Raw genomic sequence first — 20,162 nt, forward strand, 5'->3', positions numbered from 1 at the left:
TGTATTTTAACACTATGCATAGTATTTAGCTCGGCATCCGTAACAAGTAGTTGGTTTGAGTTTTAACCAACACTTTTTACGGATATAGTAAACGATAGCGCGCTAGATTATATAAAAAATAAACTGTGAAGTAGAGTCGTACGTTCTCTACTTACACAGTTTATTTTACACTCTCAATTATACAATTATTAAACCATCATTTTTCATGGATAATTATCTGCGCATTGTCAAAGTAGAAGCGGATAACATATATATTCCAGAATTTATTTTACCTGATATAAAATTTGCGATGATTCCTTCTGAAGATAACGCTAAAATAACTGCTCAAATATTCAAAAATGTAGAAGAATACAATCATCAATCTATTGAAATTGCTTCTGATGAATTAACATTAAACGAAGTTGTTGATACATTTACATCTGTGACAGGCATAAAAACTGAAATAAAAGGTCAATTTTCTAGTCAAACTGCTGAAAAAAGTTGGCTAGAAGAAAAAGGATATGTTGTTGACTTTGAACAAATGGATCAAATCAATCCAAATAGATTACGTTTAAATAAATGGATAGAAAAACATTTCAAATAATAATATTATGTTAACAAATGTATGTTGTTGAATAATTGTACAGTCATGTCAGTTATATTCACATAAATTTGTGTCATTGTATTCTTTATGTATACTAAATATAAATTAAGGAGGATGGAAAGATGATTAGATTAGCAAAAGAAGAAGATTTAAAAGATATCCTATATATTTATAATGATGCAATTAAGAATACGACAGCTGTATACACATATGATGAAACAACATTAGAAGAACGTCAGAAATGGTTTAATACTAAAGTAGAAAATAACCAACCTGTTATTGTGTATGAAGTGGATGGTCAAGTTGCTGGTTTTGCAACATACGGATCTTTCAGAGATTGGCCAGCATATCAATATACAGTTGAACATTCAATATATGTTAATCCTGATTTCAGAAGACAAGGTATTGCTTCAAAGTTATTATTAGAAATTATTGATTTAGCAAAGAAAAATGGCTATAAAACGATTGTTGCAGGAATTGATGGTGATAATCAAGGCAGTATTGATTTACATAAAAAATTAGGGTTTAAATATAGTGGTAAAATTGAAAAAGTAGGATATAAATTTGATAAGTGGTTAGATTTAGACTTTTATCAAATATTTTTATAAATGATATACAACCATACTGAGACAATGATTTTTGTTTGAGTATGGTTGTTTTTAATTTTAAACTTCTGAAGTATTTCCTTTTTTTAATGATATTGTGAGTATTAATACTAATATTAACAATATCCCTAATATTTGAAATGGTAAAAATGCGACATTTAACCAAATAGCACTGCTCAATATGGCGATTACAGGTTCAATTGTTCCAAAAAATGCGGTTTCTTTAGCACTTAAATAATTCAAACTAGAAATAAAGAAAAAGAACGCAATCGTTGTACCTGCAATAATCCCAAATAAGAGATAGAAAATAGTTTGGCCATTTAATAGTTGAATATCAATATCCCAAATAGGCGTTTTAAAATTGATAAATATGCCAGATATAAGCATTGACCATCCAACGACGAGAACTGACGGATATTTTTTTAATAAATTACCAACATAAATCGTATAAAAAGCTAATGATAAACCAGATATAATTCCCCAAATAATACTACTTTTAGCAACCATTAAGTTGTAAATACTCCCATTTGTTAATAATAAAAAAGAACCGGCGATTGTTAGAGTAATCGCTATTAAATCAAACGCTTTAAAAGTGTCTTTCTTTCTTAAGACATACCAAATAATGATATAGACTGGCGCAATATATTGTAAAAGTGTCGCTACTGCTGCATTACCGTAATTGATGGATGCCATGTATGAGTATTGAACGAGAAACATTCCAAAAATTGAAAATAGCAACAACTGAATGATACTGGTCTTATTTTTAAATATACTAAACAAGCTATGTTGTTTATGCGTTAATTTAAACAAGCATAATAGTAATACACCACTTATAAGCAGTCTTGCTGTTACATACCAATTCATATCAATATGTTGATGTTGAAATAAATAATCAGAAACTGTACCACCTAGTCCCCAAAAGCTTGCACCAACTATTGCTAAAGTTATACCTTTAATGCGATTATACTTGTTCATATATTTCACCTTCATTTTATAATTATATATTGATTATAGTGATTTAAAACATGATATAATACATAAATATTGTGTAATAATATCAAAATATTGAGGTGATTGTTGATTGTATACTGAAATCATTGTTGAAGAAACAAGAGAAGAATTAATTCAATATCCTTATAAAAATTGGTATCACATTATTTTACATACTGTTTTAAACAAAACGTTATACGGATACATCCCCATTCATTGGCATAGTGCTTTGCAATATGTTTATGTCATTAATGGTGAACTTAAAGTTGGGATAGGTGAAGAGTTGATACATGTTCCAAAAGGGCACGGGTTATTTATCAATTCTCAAGTTGTTCATGAAATAAATGAAAGTGTGTCTGATACAGAATATTTTTGTTGGAATATTGATCTTGCTGATATGCATAAACAGATAGAGATGGAATATTTAACACAAGTATTAGAATTAGCACATAAAATACCTTATATATATTTGTCACCGAATCTCTCTGAACATCAAATGTTGATTAATATTATTAAAGAAGCGGGTGATAAATTTGATAAAAAAGAACAACATTTTAAACTGGATATTTCAATTTGCTATTATGAGTCATTGAAGCATTTGATAAATATCATGTCGCAAATTGAAACAGACGCTCATTACTATTTTGATCAACGTATCAAAACATTGATTAAGTATATACAAGATCATTATCAATCTAAAATAACTTTGAATGATTTAAGTGACAATATCCATATGAGTAAATCTGAGACTGTTCGACTGTTTAGTAAATATGTTCATCAAACGCCATTTCAATATATCTTAAATTATAGATTAGAAAAAAGTGTCAGTATGTTAAATAAACATACAGATAAGTCGATTACAGATATTTCATACGCGTGTGGTTTTTCAACAACGAGTTATTTTATACAAAAATTTAAAGAAAGATATGGACAAACGCCGAAAAAATTTCTTAAACAAATAAAAAAGTAAACGCTTTCTATTGAAAATCTATAATTATACCGATACAATATGATTAAATAGTTACAAAGCAAAGAGGATAATTAGATGGATATAAAATTAGTCGTTACAGATATGGATGGTACTTTTTTAGATGGTAATAGTGAGTTTGATAGAGAAGCGTTTGGTATATTAAAAGAAAATCTAGATTCACATAATATTAGATTTGTGTTCTGTACAGGAAAGCAATGTGAAAGAGTTGAAAATATTGTAGGAGATTTAACGAAAGATACATTCATTATTGGAGATAGTGCAACACGTATAAAATATAACGGTGAATTTCTTTACACAGCAACGATACAAAATGAATTAGGATTAAATATTATAGATGCTTTAACAAAAATAGATGAAGAACAAACAATTATTGCATGTACGGAAGATGTAGCATATGTTCTAGATACTGTTTCTGAAGAAGAGAGAAAAGCTGTACATGGGTCATATCAAAATGTTACATACATTAAAGATTTCACAGAAATTAAAAGTGATTTCTTGAAAATTACGGTTCATGACGCTTCAGGTAAATGTAAACAGACTGCACAACAAATTGATTACTTTAACAACGAAGTTTATATTATTGCATCTGAAGATTACTGGATTGATATTACGAAGTTAGGTGTGAATAAAGGAACAACTATTCATAAAATACAAAGCATATTAAACATTGATCCAGCTGAAACAATTGCTTTTGGAGACGGACTTAATGATATAGATTTATTCAAATCAGCTAAATATAAAGTAGCAATGGATAACGCTTATCCAGAATTGAAAAAAGATGCAAACCTCATCGCTATCAATCATAACGAAAGTGGGGTTATTAAAACATTAAATTTATTGCTTTCATTCTGATATCATGAGTATGAGGTGATAATATGAAACCGGAGAATCAATATGATGATCAAGCATTTTTTGATCAATATGCTAAAATGGCGAGAAGTCAGCACGGCTTGGAAGGTGCAGGAGAATGAGAAACATTACAAAGCAATTTACCTGACTTTAAAAATAAAAAAGTATTGGATTTAGGTTGTGGTTACGGTTGGCATTGTAAATATGCTGTTCAGCAAGGCGCTAAAGAAGTCATAGGTATCGATGCTTCAAAAAAAATGATAGAGAAGGCAGAAGCGGTCAATCATGATTCTAAAATAACCTATTTAGTTGATTTAATTGATGAGTATTCAATGGAACCTAATACTTATGACGTAATATTAAGTTCATTAGTGATTCATTATATAGAAGACATTGAGTCACTGTTTAAGAAAGTATCAAAAGCATTAACACATAATGGCGAATTTATATTTTCAGTAGAGCATCCTATATTTACAGCACATGGTTCTCAAGACTTGATTTATAAAGATGGAGAAATTGAGCATTTTCCTGTTGATCATTATTTTGTAGAAGGGGAAAGAAATACACATTTCTTAGGTAGTGAAATAAAAAAATATCATCATACATTAACTTCATATTTTGCAGCACTTAAAAATAATCAATTTATCATTGAAAATATTGTTGAGCCAATACCACCTCAACATATGATGGATATAGATGGTATGAAAGATGAATTGAGAAGACCTATGATGATTATATTTAAAGCGAAGAAGATAAACTAAATGTAATTCACTGCAAATGAGAGTGGGATAGAAATCTAATTTATTTAAAAAGATTTCCGTCCCGCTTTTTAGTTATGCATTAAAATCCAAATAATAATAAATATCAAATTTACCTTTTTGTTGTGTGAATTGATATGATTTGGTATTTAATCCACCAATTTCAAAGCCATATTTTAAATAAAAGCGATTAGCATTTAAATTATTGTCTTGAGCTATCGTATAAATCCCTTTCATTCCTTTATCTTTTGCGAATTCTATCGCTGCATTTAACAATGTTGATGCAACATTTTGACCGCGGTAAGAAGAAGAGACTTTCAAATCACTTAAATACAAATATTTATTCCAATCCTTTTCAAAAATACCTAAACCAATACATTTGTTATCATCAAATGCACCTATTGCAAAACCTTTCTGATCAATTGAATCAAGCTGATAATCTTCCTCAGGAAAAATCATCGTATCAGAATCTGTTAACACTTCATGATATTGCCATGTATCAGCAGTTCTCGTAACGACAAGTTTACCGAACAATTCAAATGGTTCATTTGGTAATTTAAGTGCATGCTCATTATTTTTAGTAATACGTTCAATCTTTATCATAAATGATGCCACCCCCATTTACATATCATAGCATAACCGAAGAGAATGGTTTTAAACTATTCAATACTTACAATACAATCCATGTTCAACCTTACTTTCTTATCCTCTGCAATGACTTCTAATTTTTTATGTTCACTATCAAATTTATGAATTTCACATGCTATTTCTTTAAAATAACCATCTTCCCAATATTTAATAAGTGCTTGTGGATTATAAAATATTTTCTCTGCTAATACGTTATTCAAATCATTTAATGCAGTTTCTTCTAATATAGGTTTCTCTACTTTTGTTTGATCGGCTATAAATTGTTTAATCATTTCATATTGTTGAGGCATTGTTGCAAATGGTGCCCATTTAATCATGCCTCTTCCTTTAGGAATATTACGTTGTAGATAATGATTAGGAATTTTGCGATAATCTGTCTCATATTTATAAGGTTCTGGTAAGTCAGGATTAATGATTTTCATATACAAGCTCCTTATTCATTTTATTTAAGCAATGGATCGCGTTATTCAAAGAAACTATCATCGTATTTCGTTGTGTTGAAGATGTATAAACATCACGATAAATGACGCGTAAAATCTTTAAATATCCCGTAAATAAAATGAACTTCTCAGTACGATAATCAAATGATTGAAGGTAACGTTCAACTTTGTCTATTTCTTTATAAATAACTTCACCATTTAAAAATATCGCCGTATCATTAGTTGGTTCAACGCTATCTAACATGTAAATGTAAGTTTCAAATTTATGAATCATTAAGTTAATATACTTATTCATCACAAACACCTCCCGTAGAATCTTTTCTTTTATTATACGAACAAGTGTTCGTGTTTGTAAAGTGAAATGTGAGAGATAAATTTGACTGAATAAATGAAAATCTATTGAAAGATTGTGTTATATTAAGCATACTTAAGAAAAATTTTTAAAATTAAAGTAGGTGAATAAAGTGACAATTGTGATTGCTGGTGGATCTGGTATGTTGATGGATGCAACGAAATGGATTAAAGAACATTTTGATGATGATATTTGGCTACTTTCTAGAAATCAAAATAAATACTCAGAGGACTTACTTCATTCAAAAAATATACATTTTAAACAATATGATTATGAAAATGATATTGTGTTAGGTGATGAACATATACGAGATGTCAATATGATGGTGAGTTGGGTACATAGTAATGGTTATTTCAATCATCTGAAGTTCATTGAGAAAAATATAAGTATAGATAAGCATGCTGAACCAATTTATGTTCACGTCGTCGGTACAAATAAATTTGATGATGCTGAGTTTATTAATAGGCTTAAGAATAAAGGCTTTAATGTATTCACGGTAAAATTGGGTCATCGAGTAAATGAAGATGGAAATAAACGTTGGTTGAATCATGAAGAAATTTCAAATGGTGTTATTCAAGCTATACAATTTAAAAAAGATATATTAGTAAGTGATTGATGAGAAAAAGTGATTGAATTTAATATTGTAATATAGAAGATAATCTTATATTAGATTGTCTTCTATTTTTATATTCAATAAAAATAATTATTTCTAACAAATAATTCTGTGTAAAATAATTAGAAATTGTGGAATAAGTATATAAGGAGTGTTAGTATGAATGAAAATTTAATTATAAGATAAAAACAATTACAAAGGGGCGAGATTGAATGAAAATTAAAATTTTAGGGTTCAATCTTTTTGCTAAAGGTGGAACATCAAGAAGTAATATCAATTTAATTAAATCGTTTATTAAAGCTAATCATGAAGTTGTTTATTATAATTTTAAAACTTTTGATAAGACAGCGAAATTTAATACAATGATTAATGAACAATTATTTGATAAGCATTTAAGTTTCGAAGAATTTAAAACAAGTGAAGATTTTGTAAATGCAGATCTCGTTATACTAACGAGAGAAACCTTCTTTTATTTAGCAAGAGAAATAAAATCCATCAATCCAAATGCAATGGTCGTAGGGGAGATACATGGGCCATTAGCATATATTGATGATAATCAAGATTTAGCTTTTGATGCGATTGATGCATATAGAGTGAGCTCTATTGATATTAAGCATGATTTCATCGAACGTTATGGAAAAGAGAATGTCTTTAATCAATATGTTGATGCGTCACATATTATTGTGAATGAAGAACCTAGTGTGACACGAAGAAATTTATTAATTAAAGCGAGGTTTGAAGATAATATAAAGGATATTTCATATGTAATAAAAATGATGAATCGTATCATTAATGTTAAAGGGTATGATGATATACATTTATATATCAAGGGGTATGGACCATCCGAAATATTATATAAAAATTTAATTCATTATTATCAACTAGAGGAACATGTTCATATGAATGAACGTGAACCTAAAAACTATATTTATATATCATCTTCTCCATATGAAACACTAGGTTATTCTATATTAGAATCTATAGCAGAAGGTAATAAAGCATTTATTTATGCTGGCGAAGATGGTGTGCTTAAACGTATATATGAACCGTATCATGCCGTTCAATTTTTGGAGAAAGATATTCAAGAAGATAGTGAGCGTTTAATTGAGTTTATTGATAACAAATATACAAAGGAAGAACGAGCTGAAGATGTAGCTTTATTGAATGCAACATTTATTGATAGAGACTATGCTTCTGATTTTATTGAAGCATCTAAAGCATGTATGGATGGTTTAAAAGTAGGATCAGGAAGTAAGTCACAAGTTACACAAAAAGCCCGTAAAAAATCAAAGCTTGAATATGGTAGAGATTTGTATGAACAATATAAGACTAAACCAGTTATTAGAACAGTGTTAAATAATGAGAAAGTCTTTAATTTTGCTAAAAAGAAATACGAAAAAAGAAAAATGGATAAGCTTAAACAGCAATACGATGCTATTACACCGTCAGAAAACAAAGTGTTCATTGAGTCATTTCATGGGAATAACTTTAGTGGAGATCCGAAATATATCGCATTATATATTAAAGAACATTTTCCTGATAAAGAAGTATATGTAAGTTCTAGAAATGCGTTGGTAGATATGGAAATTAGAAATCATAATTTAATACCTATAAGGTTTGGTAGTGCCATCTATAATCAAACATTTAGGTCATGCAAATATGTCGTGGTGAATGGCAATACTTTAGATAGAGTGTTTAAACATAAAGATCAAATATTTGTACAAACATGGCATGGCTTTCCGCTTAAAAGAATGTTGAATGATTTAGAAGATAAAGCTGAAAGAAACGCTCAAGTTGCAGCATTTAAACCAAGAATGAAGAAGTGGGATTACTTATTAACTTCTTCAGCAGTAAACACAATGTTACTAGAGTCATCATTTAATATTCAACCAGAGCAGGACTTGCAAATCCTTCAACTCGGTGCACCGAGAAATGAATATTTAATGAAGCATGACGAAACAGAGAAAGAACGCGTGCTTACGAAATATTTCTTTACTAAAAGTAATGATAAAAAATATATTTTGTTCTGCCCAACATGGAGAAAAGAAAAAAGAGCATTATTATCAAAAATCAATTTAAATATCTTATTAGAACAATTACCTGAAGAATATGAAATTATTGTTAAATTGCATCCTAACGAATCACATTTGAGAGTAACCTATAGTGAATTAAGCGATCGAATTCATTGTTTTTATAATGAACTTGTAGACATTCAAGAACTATATTTAATTTCAGATGCCATGATTACAGATTATTCTTCTACGATATTTGATTATGCACATTTAAATAAACCCATTTTCTTATTGCAAGAAGATACAGAAGTTTACTCAGAACAAACAGGCTTTTACTTTGATATATTCGAACTTGTCACAATAGAAATTGCAAGTAATGATGAACGCATACTGGCTAGACAATTACTAGAAAACAAGCAACCAGATTATCAAAATATAACAGACCAATTATTACAAGATGATAAAATAGGTACCACTGAAAATATCGTGAATTATATATTTAAGTAAGTATTGTACAAAGTGTTGATTTTAAATAGTTATCTTAGAACTCGTGAGTTTATTCATCTTTTAACTCACGTCTATTCAAACATTTTTATTATTACAAACCAAAAACCATCGCTATAGTCTATAGCGATGGTTTTTGATATTAGTATTTTATAATAAATTTAACGTGTTAAGTTCAGTTCTAAATCTAATGCTTCTTTTAAAACGTTGGACGTTTCTTGTGAATTTACGCCACAACTACCATATTTTTCAGCGAGTTTGAATGCTGTAACGTATAGTTCTAAACTGTCTTTCGCGATATCTTCTGCATTTTCTTCTACGGATGGATTTGCTCTAACCACTAATTCTGCAAATTTTTCTGGTTGGATTTCAATTCCCATGTTTAAATAAACACTCCTATTAGATTTTGTAACGTTACTAAACAAATGTGTTTGAGTAACGCTCGTATTATGTATACCCTAATAAAAAATTAATAATCATCTCTTTTAAAATTTTTTATTTTGAATTAGAATATAGAGTGAATAGAGAGGATGTCAATATTGAGAATTTTATTTATAGGTGATATTGTAGGCAAACTAGGAAGAGAACAGTTAGAAACATATTTACCAAAAATTAAAGCAAGTTACAAACCAACGTTTACGATTGTGAATGCAGAGAACGCTGCACATGGTAAAGGTTTAACAGAGAAAATTTATAAAGATATTTTAAGAATGGGTGCCGACTTTTTAACGATGGGTAATCATACTTATGGTCAAAGAGAAATATATGACTTTATTGGACAAGCAAATAGAATGGTTCGTCCAGCGAATTTCCCTGAAGAAGCGCCAGGTCTTGGCATGAGAATTATTAGAGTTAATGATAAAGATATCGCAATCATTAATTTACAAGGACGTTCATTTATGCCAGCAATAGACTGCCCATTTAAAAAAGCAGATGAACTTATAGAACAAGCTTCAAAAATAACGCCGTATATATTTGTAGATTTTCATGCTGAAACAACTTCAGAGAAAAACGCAATGGGTTGGTATTTGAATGGTAGAGTAAGTGCCATGGTTGGTACACATACGCATATTCAAACATCTGATGAGCGCGTGTTAAATGAAGGTACTGCTTATATTACTGACGTAGGTATGACAGGTTATTATGACGGGATATTAGGTATTAATAAAGCTGAAGTTATAGAAAGATTTATAACAAGTTTACCGCAACGTCATAATTTACCAGATGTAGGTAGAAAAGTATTGTCAGGTGTTATTATTGACCTTGATAGTGCAGGTAAAGCTAAAAAAATACAACGTATATTAATTAATGACGATCATCCATTTGAATAGTATCGTCCATTAGACTGATTTTTATTAAAACCCTTTAATTTCATAGGATTAAAAGGGTTTTTTTGTTATGATATAACATGAGATATTACATGGGGAGGCCATAAAATGAAATCACAAATTTCATGGAAAGTGGGCGGACAGCAAGGCGAAGGAATTGAATCAACAGGTGAAATTTTTGCAACTGCTATGAACCGTCAAGGATATTATTTATACGGATATCGCCATTTTTCAAGTAGAATTAAAGGTGGGCATACAAATAATAAAATTAGAGTATCGTCAAAACCAGTAAGAGCTATTAGTGACGATTTAGATATATTAATTGCATTTGATCAAGAGACGATAGAAGTTAACTATCATGAAATGCTTGAAGGCAGCATTATTATTGCAGATGAAAAAGCGAAACCACAAAATCCAGAAGATAGTAAAGCACAATTGGTTAGTTTACCATTCACAGGTGTAGCAAAAGAATTGGGCACTGCACTTATGAAAAATATGGTCGCAGTTGGTGCAACTTGTGCTGTAATGGATTTAGATACGAAAGTATTCGAATCATTAATAAAAGATCTATTCGGTAAAAAAGGCGAGAGTGTTGTAGATTTAAACATTCAAGCTTTAAATGAAGGATATCGCTTAATGTCTGAACAAATGGACGATTTACAAAGTGAACATACATTAGAACCAACTGATTCAGAAGGTCATTTATTTATGATAGGGAATGATGCAATTGGTTTAGGTGCTGTTGCAGCAGGTGTTAGATTTATGGCAGCATATCCAATCACACCAGCATCAGAAATTATGGAGTATATGATAGATCGTTTACCAGCTTTAGGTGGAACGGTTATTCAAACAGAAGATGAAATTGCAGCATGTACAATGGCAATAGGTTCAAACTATGCAGGTGTACGTTCATTCACATCTTCAGCAGGTCCAGGTTTATCATTAATGATGGAATCAATAGGTTTATCAGGTATGACTGAAACACCACTTGTGATTGTCAATACGCAACGTGGAGGTCCTTCTACTGGTTTGCCAACGAAACAAGAACAATCAGATTTAATGCAAATGATTTATGGTACACACGGTGACATTCCTAAAATCGTATTAGCACCAACTAGTGCAAGTGATGCGTTCTACTTAACTGTAGAAGCGTTTAACTTAGCTGAAGAATATCAATGTCCAGTTATTTTATTATCAGATTTACAATTATCATTAGGTAAACAAACTGTAGAATCATTAGATTACAGCAAAGTTGAAATTCGTAGAGGTGCATTAGTTGAAGGTGATTTAGAAAAACAAGAAGATAAAGCGTACTTTAAACGTTATGCTTTAACAGATTCAGGTATTTCACCACGTATCTTACCAGGTACAAAAGGTGGTATCCATCACGTTACAGGTGTTGAACATGATGAAGAAGGAAAACCTTCTGAAAGTGCTGAAAACAGACAAAAACAAATGGATAAACGTATGCGCAAGACAGCTCAATTATTGATAGATGAGCCAGTAGAATCTAATGAAAAATATGAAGAAGCGGATATATTATATGTTGGCTTTATCTCAACAGCTGGTGCAATCGAAGAAGCTATTTCAAGATTGGATCAACAAAATGTGAAAGTCAATCATATTCAAATAAGACAACTTCATCCGTTCCCTACAGATGTTGTGCAAGAAGCATTTAATAAAGCTAAAAAAGTTGTTGTAGCTGAGCATAACTATCAAGGACAATTATCTAATATTATTAAGATGAACATTAATCATCAAAATAAAATTATTAACCAAACTAAATATGACGGTACGCCGTTCTTACCACATGAAATAGAAGATAAAGCTTTAGAAATCGTAAGTAATATGAAGGAGTTGATTTAATTGGCAACATTTAAAGATTTTAGAAATAATGTTAAACCAAACTGGTGTCCAGGTTGTGGAGATTTCTCAGTACAAGCTGCGATTCAAAAAGCTGCAGCTAATGTTGGACTAGAGCCAGAAGAAGTTGCCATTATTACAGGGATTGGATGTTCAGGACGTTTAAGTGGTTATGTAAATTCATACGGCGTTCATTCTATACATGGCCGTTCTTTACCATTAGCACAAGGTGTTAAAATGGCAAATAAAGATTTAACAGTTATCGCTTCAGGTGGTGACGGTGATGGATTTGCGATTGGTATGGGGCATACTGTTCATGCATTAAGAAGAAACATGGATATGACTTATATCGTTATGGATAACCAAATTTATGGTTTAACAAAAGGACAAACATCACCAAGTTCTGCTAAAGGATTTGTAACGAAATCAACTCCAAAAGGTAACATCGAACAAAATATTGCACCTTTAGAATTGGCGATATCATCTGGTGCAACATTTGTTGCTCAAAGTTTCTCTAGTGATATTAAAGAATTAACAAGTATTATTGAAGAAGCGATTAATCATAAAGGATTTTCATTTGTAAATGTATTTTCACCATGTGTAACGTATAATAAAATTAATACGTACGACTGGTTTAAAGAAAATTTAACAAAACTTGCAGATATTGAAGGTTATGATAATACGAATAAATCTCAAGCAATGCAAACTGTATTAGATACTGAATCTATGATTACAGGTATTATTTATCAAGATAAAGATACTCCATCATATGAATCACAAATTGAACAGTTTGATGAACAACCACTTGTTAAAAAGTCACTTAAACTAGAACAAAATCAATTTGATGAACTTGTTTCTCAGTTTAAATAATTATATAATAATACCACTTTAAGCTCATAGATTTATCTATGAGCTTTTATACATAGAAAAGGGGGATTCGAAATGACAAATACATTAATGAGTATTCAAATTATTCCAGAACATCAACAAACAGGTGTTATTCCACTAGTTGATGAGGCAATCAGTATCATCGATCAATCGGGTCTTAAATATGAAGTACATCCTTTAGAAACAACGATAGAAGGAGATTTAAATGCATGTCTTATTCTTATTGAACAAATAAATGAACGTATGGTTGAACTTGAATGTGACAGCATAATTTCTCAGATTAAGTTCTATCATGTGCCTGAAGGTATAACAATGGATACATTAACGGATAAGTATAAATCATAATTTTAAAATAATGAGTTAGAAGAAAAGGAGAATGTTATAGGAAAATATATTAAAGGGGATATGTAAATTGAAAACGGTACTTAAATTTATTAGACCGTATAAATGGTTGTTTATAATCGGTTTAATATTAATGTTAGTAGAATTAGCGGTTGAACTTATTCAGCCCATTTTTATATCAGAAATTATTGATAACGGCATTTTAAAGAATGATTTGAACCACGTATATTTATATTTAGTGATTATGCTTGTAACAGGATTAGTAGCCCTATTATCCGGGATATGGAATAGTTTTGTTGCGGGGCATGTATCTCAAGCATTTGCTTATGATTTAAGAACTGAACAATTTAAGAAAATCCAGTCTTTTTCTTTAGCAACATTAGAAAGGTTTAAGACTTCAAGTTTAATTACGAGGTTAACAAGTGATGTAACCAATTGTGACCAAGCAGTATATATGTCTATTAGAATTATGTTACGAGCGCCTTTAATGATTATTGGGAGTATTATATTAAGTTTTGCAGTCGAACCGAAATTAGCAATTTATTTAGTAATAGGATCTCCGATTATTTTCATTATTATATTTGTAATTGCTCGAAAAGGATCTAAATTATTCACAAAAATTCAAAGAAAATTTGATGAAATGAATAGATTTTTCCAACAGAATTTAGAAGCCGTTAGATTAATCAAAGCGAGCCAAACGAGCAAACAAGAAATCAATCAATTTAATGAAAAAATAACAGATATTAGAAGCAATTATACATACGCATTACGTCTCATGGAATTTATCAATCCATCATTATTATTGATTATAAATGGCAGTATATTAGCTGTTGTATGGTTTGGTTCAGATATGGTCGATCATTCTACTTTAGAAGTCGGTAAATTAGTTGCGATATTAAATTATGGTATGAGAATGCAAGGTGGATTTGGAATGCTTGCTTTCTTAATCATGACACTCAGCAGAATGAAAGCATCAAGTGAACGAATTGAAGAAGTATTAATTACACCATCTGATGAAAAAGTGTTTAATAATGAAATTGAACATAGTTCAAATTATGCATATCCAATTCAATTTAAAGATGTTTCTTTCACGTATCCAAATAGTCATAAACCTGTTTTAGAACATATATCATTTGAAGTGAAACCGAGAGAAACTTTTGCCATTATGGGATCTACAGGTTCTGGTAAATCAACGTTACTCAGTTTGATACCTAAAATGTATAAAGCGACATCTGGAGAAATATTGCTTAACAATAAAAACGTAAACGATTGGGAAATTGAATCTTTAAGAGATGCAATTGGATATGTACCTCAAAAAGCATTGTTATTCTCGGGAACAATTTATGAGAATCTGCAATTTGGAGACCCATCAGCCGAAAGTGAAATGTTAGAATTATCTTCAGAAAAAGCGCAGATACACCAATCTATCGAACGTTTCGATAATCAATATGATACGATGATTGGTCAACAAGGTGTGACGTTATCAGGTGGTCAAAAGCAAAGACTATCTATTGCTAGAGCACTCGTAAGGAAACCAGGTTTATTAATTTTAGATGATTCAACATCAGCATTAGATATTAAGACAGAATCTGCTTTATGGGATGCATTGGAAGATGAAGAAACGACGAAATTAATTGTGACGCAAAAAATTTCAACTGCTCAAACAGCTGATCGAATCATGTTACTAGTCGATGGACGTATTGAAGCGATTGGGACACATGAATCACTATTAGAAACTTCACCATTGTATAAAGAAATTGCAAGTAGTCAAGAAAGCGCGGTGAGTTCATCATGAGTCTAAGAAATCCTTATGGTCATAAATCAGTATTCAAAGATGAAAATCGTACTCAAAATCCAACTAAGAAGAAAAAAAGAGCTAGAGATACGAAAGGTACATTATTAAATATATGGAAATTAATAGACGAAAAACGAATTCAATTAATTATCGTGATTCTAATGATTATATGTTCATCCATATTAAGTTTAGTTGGACCGTTTTTAATCGGACATATCATTGATACGAAAATTATACCGAAAGAATTAAATGGGCTGCCGCAATATATCGTATTGCTTGCTATTGTATATGTCATGTTGTCGGTTACATCATATATAGGGTCATTTATGATGGTCAGTATTGCCCAGCGCACGGTATATTTATTAAGAAATCAACTCTTTAAACATTTTCAAACTTTACCTGTCGCTTATTATGATCAAAAGCAACACGGTGAACTGATGAGTCGAATGCAAAATGATATTGAAAATGTATCACAAGTATTAAATTCATCATTTATACAGTTTACTTCTAGTGTCGTGACACTCATTGGTACACTTTCAATTATGCTTTATTTAAGTCCTTTACTTACACTATTGACGGTCATTATTATTCCAATCATGTTTATAAGTTTAAGATGGATTACAGCACGAACAAGTGTGTTATATGCTTTACGACAAAAACAGTATGGAATTATGAATGGATATATCGAGGAAATTGTAAATGGACAAACAGTCGTTAAAGCTTTTTCTCAAGAAAAGTATGTTATAGATACATTTAATGAAAAAGCGAAAGACGTGAGAGAATATAGTTTTTGGTCAATCACATTTGGTGGTTTAATACCAAAAGTGATGAACTATTTAAATAATTTAAGCTTTGCCATTGTAGCTGGTATTGGTGGTATATTAGCACTTAATCAAACTGCTGGTGTTACAGTTGGGGTAATCGTGATTTTCGCTGAATATGCGAGACAGTTTACAAGACCATTATCTGATTTAGCAAACCAATTTAATACAGTATTATCTGCAATAGCAGGTGCTGAACGAGTGTTTGATATAATGGATGAGCCGAGTGAGAAAGATGATAAAGAGGCACAAGATTATCAAAATATTAATGGAGAAATTGAATTCGAACATGTTGAATTCAAATATGATCCTAACCAAAAAGTACCGACTATAAAAGATTTATCTTTTAAAATTAATAACGGTGAATCTGTTGCATTAGTAGGCGCAACTGGTGCAGGTAAGACGACAATCGTGCAACTTATTCTACATTATTATGAAGTGAATAAAGGAAGAATTCTAATTGATGGCATTCCGATTAATAAAATAACGCGTGAATCTTTGAGAAGTTCTATAGGTGTCGTGTTACAAGATTCCTATTTATTTGATGGAACGATTAAAGACAATATTATGTATGGAACGCCAAATGCTACATATGAAGAAGTTGTAGAAGCTGCCAAAAAAGCAAATGCACATGACTTTATAGAAGCTTTAGAAAATGGTTATGATACAGTATTAAAAGGTGAATCTGGTTCGTTATCTCAAGGCGAAAAACAACTTATTTCAATCGCAAGATGTTTACTTCAAGATCCTAAAATACTTTTATTGGATGAAGCAACAAGTAGTATCGATACTGTAACTGAAATTAAAATTCAAGAAGCGTTAGATACATTAATGCAAGGTAGAACGAGTGTTATTATTGCGCACCGTTTAAATACAGTTAAAAAAGCAGACTTAGTCTTTGTATTATCTCACGGTGAATTGATTGAATCTGGCTCACAAGATGCATTGATCGAACAAAAAGGTATTTATTATCATATGTTAAATACAAATGATGATGAGCAAATAAAAGAATTAAACTAAAAGGGGATGCGTTTATGGAATTCAGAGAAATAGATAAAGGTATTGAATCGTTATTCACAGAATATATGAATGAATGGTATGAAAATGAAGAACCGGTAGTTCCATGGGCGACAGATGTTCGTCAACACGGTGGATTTGATAAGATGTTAATCATGTTAGAAGAAGCAATAGCCCCTGTTGATAAAGACTTTGTAAAAGCAAAAACGTATGTACTTATTGATGATGACAAAATTGTTGGCGCTGTAAATATTAGGTATGCATTAAACGACTATTTATATAAAAAAGGTGGCCATGTCGGATACGGTGTTAGAAAAAGCGAACGTGGTAAAGGCTATACGACAAAGTTGTTGAATTATGCAGTTAAGAATTTAAATAATGAAGGTGTTCATTCTGTTCTTGTAACTTGTGATGAATCAAATGATGCAAGTGCGAAAGTCATTATAAATAATAATGGTGTTGAAGATGAACCGTATCAATCAGATGAACATGAAAATACGAGAAGATTTTGGATTAAGCATCTTTAAAATTAAATATTTGATACATGAAATGAAAGTGCAAAAATGTCGGAACATTTTTGCACTTTATGTTGAACTCTAATATAATATATAGGTATAAATATATGGGCAGAAAGGGTTTTGAAATTGAATGAAGAGCAAAGAAAACATGGGGCCAAAGCGAAGACAGAACCTAATTTAGAGAAGGATTATAGCAAGTACTTCGAACATGTTTATCAACCTCCAAATTTAAAGGACGCTAAACAAAGAGGGAAATCACAAGTTGAATATCATGATGATTTTAAAATAGACGAACGACTTAGAGGTATGGGGAAAGGTCGTAAATTCTATATTAGAACATATGGTTGCCAAATGAATGAACATGATACAGAAGTAATGGCTGGTATTTTACAGGCGTTAGGTTTTGGACCGACGAATTCAGTAGATGATGCTGATGTGATATTACTTAATACGTGTGCGATAAGAGAAAATGCTGAAAATAAAGTGTTCAGTGAAATTGGGAATTTAAAGCATCTTAAACAAGAGCGACCAGATTGTTTAATTGGTGTATGTGGATGTATGTCACAAGAAGAATCTGTCGTTAATAAAATTCTTAAATCATACCAGAATGTTGATATGATTTTCGGTACACACAACATCCATAGATTGCCTGAAATTTTAGAAGAAGCATATATGTCTAAAGCGATGGTCGTTGAAGTATGGTCTAAAGAAGGCGACGTCATCGAAAATTTACCTAAAGTAAGAAATGGTAGAATAAAAGCATGGGTAAATATTATGTACGGTTGTGACAAATTCTGTACGTATTGTATTGTACCGTTCACTCGTGGTAAAGAGAGAAGTCGTATGCCTGAAGAAATTATTGCTGAAGTAAGAGACTTAGCAAGACAAGGCTACCAAGAAATATGTTTATTAGGTCAAAATGTAAATGCATACGGGAAAGATATTGAAGGTTTAAATTATGGATTAGGTGATTTGTTAAATGACATCACTAAAATCGATATACCGCGTGTACGTTTTACGACAAGTCACCCTTGGGACTTTGATGATCGTTTAATTGAAGTGATTGCTAATGGCGGTAATATCGTACCTCATATACATTTACCAGTACAGTCTGGAAATAACCAAGTGTTAAAAATTATGGGTAGAAAATATACACGTGAAAGCTATTTAGAATTAGTTCATAAAATAAAAGCAGCAATTCCTGATGTAGCATTGACAACGGATATCATTGTTGGCTATCCTAATGAAACAGAAGAACAATTTTTAGAAACAATAAAGTTGTATCATGAAGTTGGTTTTGAACATGCTTACACGTATGTATATTCTCCGAGAGAAGGTACACCAGCAGCTAAGATGAAAGATAATGTGCCTGATAAAGAGAAAAAAGAAAGACTTCAAAGATTAAATAAAGTAGTTGGCGAATATGCAGCAGAATCATTGAAACCATATGAAGGACAAGAAGTATTTGTTTTATGTGAAGGTTCAAGTAAGAGAGATGAAGCGGTATTAGCAGGCTATACTGAAAAGAATAAATTAGTTAATTTTAAAGCACCAAAAGATGTAATTGGCAAAATCGTAAAAGTAAAAATTACTGAAGCAAAACAATATTCATTAAATGGTGAATTTATAGATGTTGTATCTAAAGAAAAGGTGGTACATTAAATGTATACAAAAGATGATATTTTAGAACAAGCACGTAAACTAGGGAAAATGATGTCAGAAACAGAAGAAGTAGATTTCTTTAAACGTGCAGAAGCGCAAATCCATGAGAATCAAACAGTCAGAGAAAAAATGGCGAGTTTGAAATCTTTACAAAAACAAGCAGTTAATTTCCAAAACTATGGTAAAGATAAAGCTTTAGCTATGGTTGAAGAAAAAATTAAAAATATTGAAAAAGAATTAGATGAAATGCCAATTGTAAGTGAATTTAAAGAAGCACAAGTTGAAGTAAATGAACTTTTACAAATGGTATCTCATTCAATTAGCCACACAGTTACAAATGAAATTATTGAATCAACAGGTGGTAATCAACTTACTGGTGAAACTGGTGCAGCCGTTAGAAATGCACCAAACACAAGTAGCTGTTCAAATTAAGATTTAACATATTGCACTCACGGTGCCTAACAAGGCTGAGAATATACGTGTAGATTTGATCCAGGTAATACTGGCGTAGAGATTGTGCAACTAAAGATTATATATGCTCATAATCATTAGTCTGCCAATACGTAGACTAATGATTTTTTAT

At 30.9% G+C, this 20,162-nt stretch carries 20 protein-coding genes, 1 pseudogene and 1 riboswitch; of the genes and pseudogenes, 16 read left to right on the plus strand and 5 right to left on the minus strand.

The genetic code is table 11. The features are described 5' to 3' along the window. The first annotated feature begins 118 nt into the window (after nucleotides 1–118). Entirely contained in the window at nucleotides 119–583 is a 465-nt protein-coding gene (locus tag LQ693_RS09630) for an NmrA family NAD(P)-binding protein (protein ID WP_107573191.1), read from the plus strand. 122 nt (nucleotides 584–705) lie between these two features. After that, complete coding sequence (locus tag LQ693_RS09635; RefSeq protein ID WP_107566105.1) at nucleotides 706–1,191, plus strand: GNAT family N-acetyltransferase; 486 nt, start codon at nucleotides 706–708, stop codon at nucleotides 1,189–1,191. A gap of 57 nt (nucleotides 1,192–1,248) precedes the next feature. Here the strand turns inward: LQ693_RS09635 and LQ693_RS09640 are convergent, their stop codons facing one another. Further along, the gene (locus LQ693_RS09640; RefSeq protein ID WP_025907218.1) at nucleotides 1,249–2,163 is read right to left on the minus strand and encodes a DMT family transporter; all 915 of its coding nucleotides are present in this window, start codon (nucleotides 2,161–2,163) and stop codon (nucleotides 1,249–1,251) included. 106 nt (nucleotides 2,164–2,269) lie between these two features. On the opposite strand from LQ693_RS09640, the gene LQ693_RS09645 reads away from it, so the two are divergent. The 3 genes and pseudogenes from LQ693_RS09645 to LQ693_RS09655 form a co-directional block, all read left to right on the plus strand. Further along, nucleotides 2,270–3,148: a helix-turn-helix transcriptional regulator gene (locus LQ693_RS09645; RefSeq protein ID WP_239703194.1), complete on the plus strand. Its 879-nt coding sequence runs from the start codon at nucleotides 2,270–2,272 to the stop codon at nucleotides 3,146–3,148. Between the two features lie 75 nt (nucleotides 3,149–3,223). Beyond that, nucleotides 3,224–4,021, plus strand: coding sequence for a Cof-type HAD-IIB family hydrolase (locus tag LQ693_RS09650; RefSeq protein WP_025907216.1), 798 nt, complete (start codon nucleotides 3,224–3,226; stop codon nucleotides 4,019–4,021). Between the two features lie 137 nt (nucleotides 4,022–4,158). Then, nucleotides 4,159–4,779, plus strand: a pseudogene (locus LQ693_RS09655) (class I SAM-dependent methyltransferase); the annotation flags it as partial. A 72-nt stretch (nucleotides 4,780–4,851) separates the two neighbouring features. Here the strand turns inward: LQ693_RS09655 and LQ693_RS09660 are convergent. Genes LQ693_RS09660 through LQ693_RS09670 form a run of 3 tightly spaced genes read right to left on the minus strand, consistent with a single transcriptional unit; the run spans nucleotide 4,852 to nucleotide 6,159 of the window. Then, nucleotides 4,852–5,379 (minus strand): GNAT family N-acetyltransferase, encoded by a 528-nt coding sequence (locus LQ693_RS09660; protein WP_107566104.1) that lies wholly within the window; start codon nucleotides 5,377–5,379, stop codon nucleotides 4,852–4,854. A 56-nt stretch (nucleotides 5,380–5,435) separates the two neighbouring features. Continuing rightward, nucleotides 5,436–5,846 (minus strand): YolD-like family protein, encoded by a 411-nt coding sequence (locus LQ693_RS09665; RefSeq protein WP_025907214.1) that lies wholly within the window; start codon nucleotides 5,844–5,846, stop codon nucleotides 5,436–5,438. Next, nucleotides 5,833–6,159, minus strand: a complete 327-nt coding sequence (locus LQ693_RS09670; protein WP_025907213.1) for a hypothetical protein — start codon at nucleotides 6,157–6,159, stop codon at nucleotides 5,833–5,835. Before LQ693_RS09670 ends, LQ693_RS09665 begins: the two co-directional genes overlap by 14 nt. 169 nt (nucleotides 6,160–6,328) lie before the next feature. Between LQ693_RS09670 and LQ693_RS09675 the strand changes: the two genes are divergently transcribed. Both LQ693_RS09675 and LQ693_RS09680 read left to right on the plus strand, forming a co-directional pair. Further along, nucleotides 6,329–6,832: a Rossmann-fold NAD(P)-binding domain-containing protein gene (locus LQ693_RS09675; protein ID WP_239703193.1), complete on the plus strand. Its 504-nt coding sequence runs from the start codon at nucleotides 6,329–6,331 to the stop codon at nucleotides 6,830–6,832. 209 nt (nucleotides 6,833–7,041) lie between these two features. Further along, complete coding sequence (locus LQ693_RS09680; protein ID WP_107566186.1) at nucleotides 7,042–9,348, plus strand: CDP-glycerol glycerophosphotransferase family protein; 2,307 nt, start codon at nucleotides 7,042–7,044, stop codon at nucleotides 9,346–9,348. A 158-nt stretch (nucleotides 9,349–9,506) separates the two neighbouring features. On the opposite strand, the gene LQ693_RS09685 is transcribed toward LQ693_RS09680, so the two are convergent. Continuing rightward, the gene (locus tag LQ693_RS09685; protein ID WP_025905597.1) at nucleotides 9,507–9,725 is read right to left on the minus strand and encodes a hypothetical protein; all 219 of its coding nucleotides are present in this window, start codon (nucleotides 9,723–9,725) and stop codon (nucleotides 9,507–9,509) included. Nucleotides 9,726–9,884: 159 nt separating this feature from the next. Between LQ693_RS09685 and LQ693_RS09690 the strand changes: the two genes are divergently transcribed. From LQ693_RS09690 to LQ693_RS09730, 9 genes are all read left to right on the plus strand, one after another. Further along, nucleotides 9,885–10,676, plus strand: coding sequence for a TIGR00282 family metallophosphoesterase (locus tag LQ693_RS09690; protein WP_025905598.1), 792 nt, complete (start codon nucleotides 9,885–9,887; stop codon nucleotides 10,674–10,676). A gap of 105 nt (nucleotides 10,677–10,781) precedes the next feature. After that, nucleotides 10,782–12,539, plus strand: a complete 1,758-nt coding sequence (locus LQ693_RS09695; RefSeq protein WP_025905599.1) for a 2-oxoacid:acceptor oxidoreductase subunit alpha — start codon at nucleotides 10,782–10,784, stop codon at nucleotides 12,537–12,539. Continuing rightward, complete coding sequence (locus tag LQ693_RS09700) at nucleotides 12,540–13,406, plus strand: 2-oxoacid:ferredoxin oxidoreductase subunit beta (protein WP_025905600.1); 867 nt, start codon at nucleotides 12,540–12,542, stop codon at nucleotides 13,404–13,406. It begins immediately after the preceding gene. A gap of 72 nt (nucleotides 13,407–13,478) precedes the next feature. After that, entirely contained in the window at nucleotides 13,479–13,769 is a 291-nt protein-coding gene (locus tag LQ693_RS09705) for a thiamine-binding protein (protein ID WP_025905601.1), read from the plus strand. Between the two features lie 67 nt (nucleotides 13,770–13,836). Beyond that, nucleotides 13,837–15,561, plus strand: a complete 1,725-nt coding sequence (locus tag LQ693_RS09710) for an ABC transporter ATP-binding protein (protein WP_107618020.1) — start codon at nucleotides 13,837–13,839, stop codon at nucleotides 15,559–15,561. Then, complete coding sequence (locus LQ693_RS09715; protein WP_025905603.1) at nucleotides 15,558–17,402, plus strand: ABC transporter ATP-binding protein; 1,845 nt, start codon at nucleotides 15,558–15,560, stop codon at nucleotides 17,400–17,402. The genes LQ693_RS09710 and LQ693_RS09715 overlap by 4 nt, the downstream gene beginning before the upstream one ends. A 14-nt stretch (nucleotides 17,403–17,416) precedes the next feature. Next, nucleotides 17,417–17,926, plus strand: coding sequence for a GNAT family N-acetyltransferase (locus LQ693_RS09720; protein WP_239703192.1), 510 nt, complete (start codon nucleotides 17,417–17,419; stop codon nucleotides 17,924–17,926). 117 nt (nucleotides 17,927–18,043) lie between these two features. Beyond that, the gene (miaB, locus tag LQ693_RS09725; RefSeq protein ID WP_025905605.1) at nucleotides 18,044–19,579 is read left to right on the plus strand and encodes a tRNA (N6-isopentenyl adenosine(37)-C2)-methylthiotransferase MiaB; all 1,536 of its coding nucleotides are present in this window, start codon (nucleotides 18,044–18,046) and stop codon (nucleotides 19,577–19,579) included. Then, nucleotides 19,580–20,011 carry a YlbF/YmcA family competence regulator gene (locus LQ693_RS09730; RefSeq protein WP_025905606.1) on the plus strand — a complete coding sequence of 144 codons (432 nt, stop codon included), beginning with the start codon at nucleotides 19,580–19,582 and terminating at the stop codon, nucleotides 20,009–20,011. It begins immediately after the preceding gene. Nucleotides 20,012–20,019: 8 nt separating this feature from the next. Then, nucleotides 20,020–20,111: riboswitch (TPP riboswitch) on the plus strand. The last annotated feature ends 51 nt before the right edge of the window (nucleotides 20,112–20,162 follow it).

It is taken from the genome of Mammaliicoccus sp. B-M6 (assembly GCF_022386965.1).
GTDB lineage: Bacteria > Bacillota > Bacilli > Staphylococcales > Staphylococcaceae > Mammaliicoccus > Mammaliicoccus sciuri_A.

Bases quoted from the DNA above. Each gene is read 5' to 3' on its own strand.
- LQ693_RS09635 (WP_107566105.1), top strand. From the start codon at position 706: ATGATTAGATTAGCAAAAGAAGAAGATTTAAAAGATATCCTATATATT.
- LQ693_RS09640 (WP_025907218.1), bottom strand. From the start codon at position 2,163: ATGAACAAGTATAATCGCATTAAAGGTATAACTTTAGCAATAGTTGGT.
- LQ693_RS09650 (WP_025907216.1), top strand. From the start codon at position 3,224: ATGGATATAAAATTAGTCGTTACAGATATGGATGGTACTTTTTTAGAT.
- LQ693_RS09660 (WP_107566104.1), bottom strand. From the start codon at position 5,379: ATGATAAAGATTGAACGTATTACTAAAAATAATGAGCATGCACTTAAA.
- LQ693_RS09665 (WP_025907214.1), bottom strand. From the start codon at position 5,846: ATGAAAATCATTAATCCTGACTTACCAGAACCTTATAAATATGAGACA.
- LQ693_RS09670 (WP_025907213.1), bottom strand. From the start codon at position 6,159: ATGAATAAGTATATTAACTTAATGATTCATAAATTTGAAACTTACATT.
- LQ693_RS09680 (WP_107566186.1), top strand. From the start codon at position 7,042: ATGAAAATTAAAATTTTAGGGTTCAATCTTTTTGCTAAAGGTGGAACA.
- LQ693_RS09685 (WP_025905597.1), bottom strand. From the start codon at position 9,725: ATGGGAATTGAAATCCAACCAGAAAAATTTGCAGAATTAGTGGTTAGA.
- LQ693_RS09695 (WP_025905599.1), top strand. From the start codon at position 10,782: ATGAAATCACAAATTTCATGGAAAGTGGGCGGACAGCAAGGCGAAGGA.
- LQ693_RS09705 (WP_025905601.1), top strand. From the start codon at position 13,479: ATGACAAATACATTAATGAGTATTCAAATTATTCCAGAACATCAACAA.
- LQ693_RS09715 (WP_025905603.1), top strand. From the start codon at position 15,558: ATGAGTCTAAGAAATCCTTATGGTCATAAATCAGTATTCAAAGATGAA.
- LQ693_RS09720 (WP_239703192.1), top strand. From the start codon at position 17,417: ATGGAATTCAGAGAAATAGATAAAGGTATTGAATCGTTATTCACAGAA.
- LQ693_RS09730 (WP_025905606.1), top strand. From the start codon at position 19,580: ATGTATACAAAAGATGATATTTTAGAACAAGCACGTAAACTAGGGAAA.